The sequence below is a fragment of the Corynebacterium sp. HMSC076G08 genome (genome assembly GCF_001811515.1).
GTDB classification, from domain to species: Bacteria; Actinomycetota; Actinomycetes; order Mycobacteriales; family Mycobacteriaceae; genus Corynebacterium; species Corynebacterium hiratae.
Window position 1 is genome coordinate 1 of the sequence record NZ_KV805056.1, and the last position, 5,848, is coordinate 5,848.

4 protein-coding genes and 3 pseudogenes are annotated in these 5,848 nt (G+C 55.7%); 3 read left to right on the forward strand and 4 right to left on the reverse strand.

Annotated elements, in window-relative coordinates:
* Positions 1 to 104: 104 nt before the first annotated feature.
* Both HMPREF2806_RS13110 and HMPREF2806_RS07875 read right to left on the reverse strand, forming a co-directional pair.
* Positions 105 to 374: pseudogene (locus HMPREF2806_RS13110) on the reverse strand (IS256 family transposase); the annotation flags it as partial.
* A gap of 603 nt (positions 375 to 977) precedes the next feature.
* Positions 978 to 2,170 (reverse strand): IS3 family transposase gene (locus HMPREF2806_RS07875; RefSeq protein WP_118779520.1). Its coding sequence is split into 2 segments (ribosomal slippage): positions 978 to 1,882 and positions 1,882 to 2,170, totalling 1,194 coding nucleotides; the frame shifts between segments, so codons are not numbered across the junction.
* On the opposite strand from HMPREF2806_RS07875, the gene HMPREF2806_RS07885 reads away from it, so the two are divergent.
* The gene (locus HMPREF2806_RS07885; RefSeq protein WP_083298964.1) at positions 2,169 to 2,756 is read left to right on the forward strand and encodes an ATP-binding protein; all 588 of its coding nucleotides are present in this window, start codon (positions 2,169 to 2,171) and stop codon (positions 2,754 to 2,756) included. The two genes, HMPREF2806_RS07875 and HMPREF2806_RS07885, sit on opposite strands and share 2 nt — an antisense overlap.
* 91 nt (positions 2,757 to 2,847) lie before the next feature.
* Positions 2,848 to 3,012, forward strand: a pseudogene (locus HMPREF2806_RS13805) (terminase); the annotation flags it as partial.
* Here the strand turns inward: HMPREF2806_RS13805 and HMPREF2806_RS07890 are convergent.
* On the reverse strand, positions 3,013 to 4,242 hold the full coding sequence (locus HMPREF2806_RS07890; protein WP_070495012.1) for an MFS transporter: 1,230 nt from the start codon (positions 4,240 to 4,242) through the stop codon (positions 3,013 to 3,015).
* Positions 4,243 to 4,333: 91 nt separating this feature from the next.
* Between HMPREF2806_RS07890 and HMPREF2806_RS13605 the strand changes: the two genes are divergently transcribed.
* Positions 4,334 to 5,011 carry a TetR/AcrR family transcriptional regulator gene (locus tag HMPREF2806_RS13605; RefSeq protein ID WP_070462451.1) on the forward strand — a complete coding sequence of 226 codons (678 nt, stop codon included), beginning with the start codon at positions 4,334 to 4,336 and terminating at the stop codon, positions 5,009 to 5,011.
* Positions 5,012 to 5,259: 248 nt separating this feature from the next.
* Here HMPREF2806_RS13605 and HMPREF2806_RS07900 read toward each other — a convergent pair.
* A pseudogene (locus HMPREF2806_RS07900) lies at positions 5,260 to 5,848 on the reverse strand (hypothetical protein); the annotation flags it as partial.

Consider the following 5,848-nt stretch of genomic DNA (forward strand, 5'->3'; position numbering starts at 1 on the left):
ATATCAGGTGTCTACCAAACAGGGGTCAGGTCCCTATTCGGCTACCAGCTACACCAACCGGCGACCCTAACTGGGACTACATGGAGCGCTTCATGAAGGGGTTGCGGTAGTGATAGTCCGCGGTGTCTGCGGGCTAGTTCTTTTATGGGGGCGTTGATGCCACCTTCGAGGCTGTTTGTTGTTGCTGCAAGGTTGTCGGGGTCGATGGTTGTTGGTGGGGGTTGTAGGTAGGTAAACAGCAGGTCTCTGCGGTGCAGAGATAGCAATGATTGATAGGCCGCTCGGACGCGTTGGTGGGTGTAGACCTTGGTGTAGGCGCCGGTAGCGGGGTCTTTGATGGTGGTTTTCTCGTTCATCCATTCCCGGTAGGTGTGGCATATCCCGCCGATCAAGCACTACACCAACTACCAACGAGAAAACCACGCAGGCCTTCACGCCGCGTAACACGCCACTCTCAAAAAGTCAGGCCGATTCACAACACCAGCAGAAGGATGCTCTTTGACGAGTTTGAACGCGGCGTACTAGGCGAACTTCCTACAACACCGTGGCAGCATACCGAATGGAAACGTGCGAAAGTCGCCCCCAACTTCCACATCACCGTCAACACTGCACGTTATTCGGTGCCTTACCAGCTTGTCGGCCGGACTGTCGATGTACGTATCACTGGCAATGAAGTAACCGTTTTGATGCCGGGCAGCGTGTTGCAACCCACCGGCTTGCCCAAGCCCGGGGGATCTATGTCACCGATGTGGATCATATTCCTGCCAACATGGCTGATACCACAGGGTTGTGGACCAGTGAGTACTTCTACCGTGAAGCAGCCAAGATCGGGCCCGCAACCCGGACAGTCATCGAAGAACTCATCAGCGCAAAGGCAATCCCTGCCCAGGCATTTCAGTCGTGCCGAAACGGGGCCCGGCCCCCGGAAAGTAGACACCATGGGGTGGTGAAATTGTGGGGCTTACTTTAGCGCATTGTTACGCTGCGTGGGCTTCGTACTCTGTGGGGGTGAGGTACTTGCACCAGGAGTGTCTTCGGCTGGTGTTGTAGCGCACGCACCATGCGAAGACGTCTCGTCGGCAGACGAGCTGGTTGGCAAAGACTTTCTTGTCTTTGAGGACCTCTCGTTTCAGGGTGGCGTTAAACGACTCTGCCAGCGAGTTGTCGGCACTGGTGCCAACTGCGCCCATGGATTGGGTGACGTTGAGCCTGCGGCAGGTGGCCTGAAACTGCGATGAGGCATAGACACTTCCGTGGTCCGAATGAAAGATCGCCCCGGCAAGACTCCCGCGGGTGTGGTGCGCGTGCTCGAGCGCTTCCTCGACGAGTTCGGTGCGCATGTGGTCGGCGATGGCAAAGCCGACGAGCATCCGTGAATAGCAGTCAATTACTGAAGCGAGATACATATTCGACCCGTCCGCGATCGGCAGATAGGTGATATCGCCAACTAGCACCCTATTTGCAGCCGGAGCCGTGAAATCTCGCTTGACCAGGTCGGCAAACACCACGCGGCCAGGCCCACGCCTGGTGGTGGTGACCTTGCGTTTTTTGGTGTAGCCACGCAGGCGAAGCTTCTTCATGATCCGGGCGATGCGCTTATGGTTGACCGGCCCATTGTCGTTGTAGGCGTCGTTATAGGTCAGCTCTGCCGCGATGCGTTTGGCACCGTAGAGCTGGTCTTTCTCGTTAAAGACCGCCTTGATCTTCGCCCCTAGCATGGCATCGTCAATTAGCCGGCGGTGCCGTTGGGCGCTGCTGGCTTTCCATTTGTAGTAAGAGCTGCGATTGAGCCCAAGGACGGTGCACATCCGCTTGACCGAGTACTCGGTGCGGTGGTCCTCGACAAACTGGAAGCGGATCACCAGTGTGTCTCTTCCATGAAATATTTGGCCGCCTTGCGCAAGATATCGCGTTCTTCTTTCAGCCTGGCGTTTTCTTGCTGCAGTTGGCGTATCTTTTCTGCATCCGTGAGTTGCTTGGCATGATCAGCACGTGCAACCGGTGGCCTCTGGGTCTTTGCACCGGTGCCGTACGTATCGACCCACGTGCGAAGCGTGGTGCGGTAGATCCCTAAATCTTCGGCTGCGGCCTTGAGCGAGAGATGTGGATCGTTCTCGTACATCGCGACTGCGTCGCGCTTGAACTGATCCGAATAAACCTTCCTAGGCATGGAGGTAGATTACCTTTCCCCGACCCAACACGGTCGGAATCGGAGGTGTCTACCAAACAGGGGGCAGGTCCCCTACACACCCGGCCGCAACCTCAACAAAGAGCAAATCACCAGACTCGCTCACTGCCAATGGTGTCAAAAAGCACAAAGCATTGTCATCCTCGGCAAATCATCCGTCGGCAAAACATACCTGGCCCAAGCACTCCTTACCGCTGCGTGCAGAAACGACTATTCTGCCCGTTTCTTCCGCACAGACACCCTGGCCAACCAGCTGATGGTGCTACGCCATGATGACACAGCACGCATGGAGTTTCTTCAAGACTTACACCTGGCAGACGTACTCGTGCTTGATGACTTCTTAACAACGCCGATTGATGCTGCCACAGCACACCAGCTGCTCAACATTCTTGCTGAGCGCGAACACCGGAGATCAACCATTGTCACCTCCCAGTTCACACCCGATGAGTGGTACAAGTCCATCCCGGATGCTGTCATCGCCGAGTCGATCCTGAATCGGCTTGTCGTTGGCGCTGAGATCATCACACTCGAAGGACCAAACATGCGCCTCGAAGCCAATACGCAGTAGCGGCTCATAGTCAACGCCCGGGTGTTACCCGATACTCACCCGGGCGTTACTGAATACTCACCACAGCGTTACTAAATCCGTGGTCCTAACAGCTATCGCGTCCCCATTCGTGGCCATGTCTCAGTCGTTTAGCAAGCAGGCGAATACGCTCTGGTACGAGATTTTCGATGTCGTCAAAGCCAACTCGCTGGTGGACTACTCGGGGCCGACTCCTGCGGATAACGTGATGGAACGGCTACTTCAGGCACGCTCATAGTTATTGGCGTAGTGCGGGTGCAGTGTGGGCGTAGATGACGACCACTGCAATCAAGGCGATACAGACGGCGAAGGGTGCCAGCGGGTTCCACCCGTAAAGGGCGGTCGAAGCCAGCGGGGCAATCGCGTACGCCAACCCATTATTAGCGTTGATGATGCCAGCCACTGCGCCTTGCTCATCTGCACTCATCTTCAAGGTTGGGCCAGTGTTGTACCCGGGCATCGCCAGTCCCATACCTACCCCCAGCACGATACACCCGACAACCAGTAAAGCGTGCGAGGAGGTAGGCCAAATGAGCACAGTTGCAACTAGTGTAATGGCCAGACCAGTACGTAAAAGCTTCGCTGCTCCCCACCCTGTCTTTGGAGCAATCACCGCTTGGGCAATGATCATGGTCACGCCCATGATGGTCAGGTAAATCGCGGAAATACCTGCGGTCGCAGTTGCCGACAGGGCGAAGCGGTCTTGGACAGTGAATCCAAAAATCGTAGCAACAGAAGAAAACACAAGAAACATCACCAGACCAGTTGCTAGCCAGGGAGCTACACGCGGATCAGTGAAGCGAATCCGTTGAGGCTTTGCAAAAAGTTGCCCTCGGCTTTGAGGTGCGAAACTCACCAAGAGAACAACCAGACCAATCACCATCACAACGGGCATGACCACCAAGGGCAAGAGCAGGCCACCAGCAGCGGCTAACACACCTCCAGTAACACCTCCAACAATGGAGGCCATCCCTTGAGCCGCTCCAATCATGCCCAGTGCTTTTACCCGCCCGTTCTCGCTGGCAGCATGCGTGACCAGGTGGGCTTGCGCGGTCGGGGCGATCGCTGAAATCCCTCCACCATAGAGCAAACCACGAGTGATCACAACACCAAAAACTAGTCCGACACCGCCAACTACCTGGTTCATCCCCAGGTAGGAGACAATACCGAAGGCGCTCAAAGCGATGATCGCGATCACAAGCCCAGCAGCGAGTACACGTTTAGCGCCGACACGTTGGGAAGCTCGCCCCCAATAAGCACTCAAGCTCGCTAGTACAATCGCTGCCAAAGAGATAGTGGCGCCAATATGCCATTCCCGCAATCCCATCTGTCGTGACAGTGGCGCGATGATCGGATTGAGAATCATTTGCCCCATAAAGGCGAGAAAAACGATTCCCACTACCAGGTTCGCTTGCGCTCCTGGATCAATAGAGCTCTGTGTCGGCTTATTACTACGAGGGTCGGGCATCACTACACTCCATTACTAGAACACTGTTTCACTTAGGGATATTGTAGAATGGTGTTCTAGTAAGGGTCAAGGAATAAGTTAGGGTCACCTTATGAACACTGTGCTAACGGGGCGAAGGGCTGGGCTATCACGCGAGCTGATTGTCAAACAAGCTGTACAGTTAAGCGCGATCAGTGGCGTTGAGGGATGGTCAGTACGGGACATTGCCCGTGAACTGGGCGTGGTTCCCTCAGTGATTTATCATTATTTTCCAAACAAGGAAGCCATTTGTGATGCTGTTGTAGACCGGGTATGTGTCGGGATTGAAGTTCCCGACCCGGACCTTGAATGGAAAGCCTGGTTTCGAGCTATGGCTCACAATCTACGCCCCGCATTGTTAGCATATCCGGGGATTACCGACAGGTTCGCGCGGGGCAAGTTCACCGAACAGTTTTTGCCGATGATCGATGGAGCCTGGGCCAAACTACAAGAAGCTGGGTTTGGTGACAATTCGCCTGTGGCCTACACAATTATCGCGAACTCGATCATCCACACGATCGGAGCGAGAAACCTGCGCGCATCCAATCAAATCCAGCCTCGCCACAACCTGCACGAAATGCTTGTCAGGCTTGAGCCTATGATGGCTCAATCTGTTGGACTGACCAGTATTGTCAACTCTTACCTGGAGCCTCTCTCACACCCTGATGAAGAAGAAGCGATGTCCGAGGAATACTACGACCTCGTCATCGATGTGATCCTAGACGGCATCGAACACACCCTGCTGCCTTAACTCTGACCCACTTCTCAATCATCGTCTTAGTGAGCGCCCGCACAGCTGTGTACTTCAACACAGCGGATGTAGCCCAGTTGATAAGCCGGGTCAGTTCACGTTCACCCCTCGCGTTATCATGGTCACGGAGACGGTTAAGTAGTTCTTCCTGATACGGATTATTCATGGTGTGCCCTTCATCCAGGTATGGGTAAAGGGGGCCAAGGCACACACCCTGACCCCCTTCGCTGCCTGCTACGGGCTAGCGTCTACTCGGTAGCACCCGCCGTGGTCGGCTCCACCACATCCTGTTCAGCCGTCGCCAGCACCTCCGGGCGGAACACGGAACCGCCGTACACCTGGAGGCCCGTAATCGCACGGGTGAAACGGAACGGCAGCATGGACGATTCCGCCACCTCCGTGATCTGGTAGCCGAACGGGGTAGCCATCGGGTGGCCCGCAATGACCACCTCACGGCCCGCCACCGTCGGCACCGTCGGCGCGGAAATGATGCGGAACCCGAGCAGGCGACCAATCTCACCGTTCAAGAGATTGCTGTTGTTCACTGCCTTGTCCAGGCGCTCGTCGTACAGCAACGCCGATTCCATCTCCGGGCCAACCATCACGAAACGGTCAGTCTTCGGAACCGAAGTGGCGTTGAGTTTCTTACGCAGCACCACCAGCGTCTTGTACGCGTCCTTCTTCTCAATGTCGAGCGGGAGGGTGCCCACCTTGTTGGAGTTCTTCACTCCGTCCTTCATGAGCTTGCCGATGTAGGTATCGACCTGCTCGGACATGCCTTCCTCTGCCTCGCTGACTGCCTCGGGCCTGGCCCCCGGAAAGTAGACACGTCGGGGG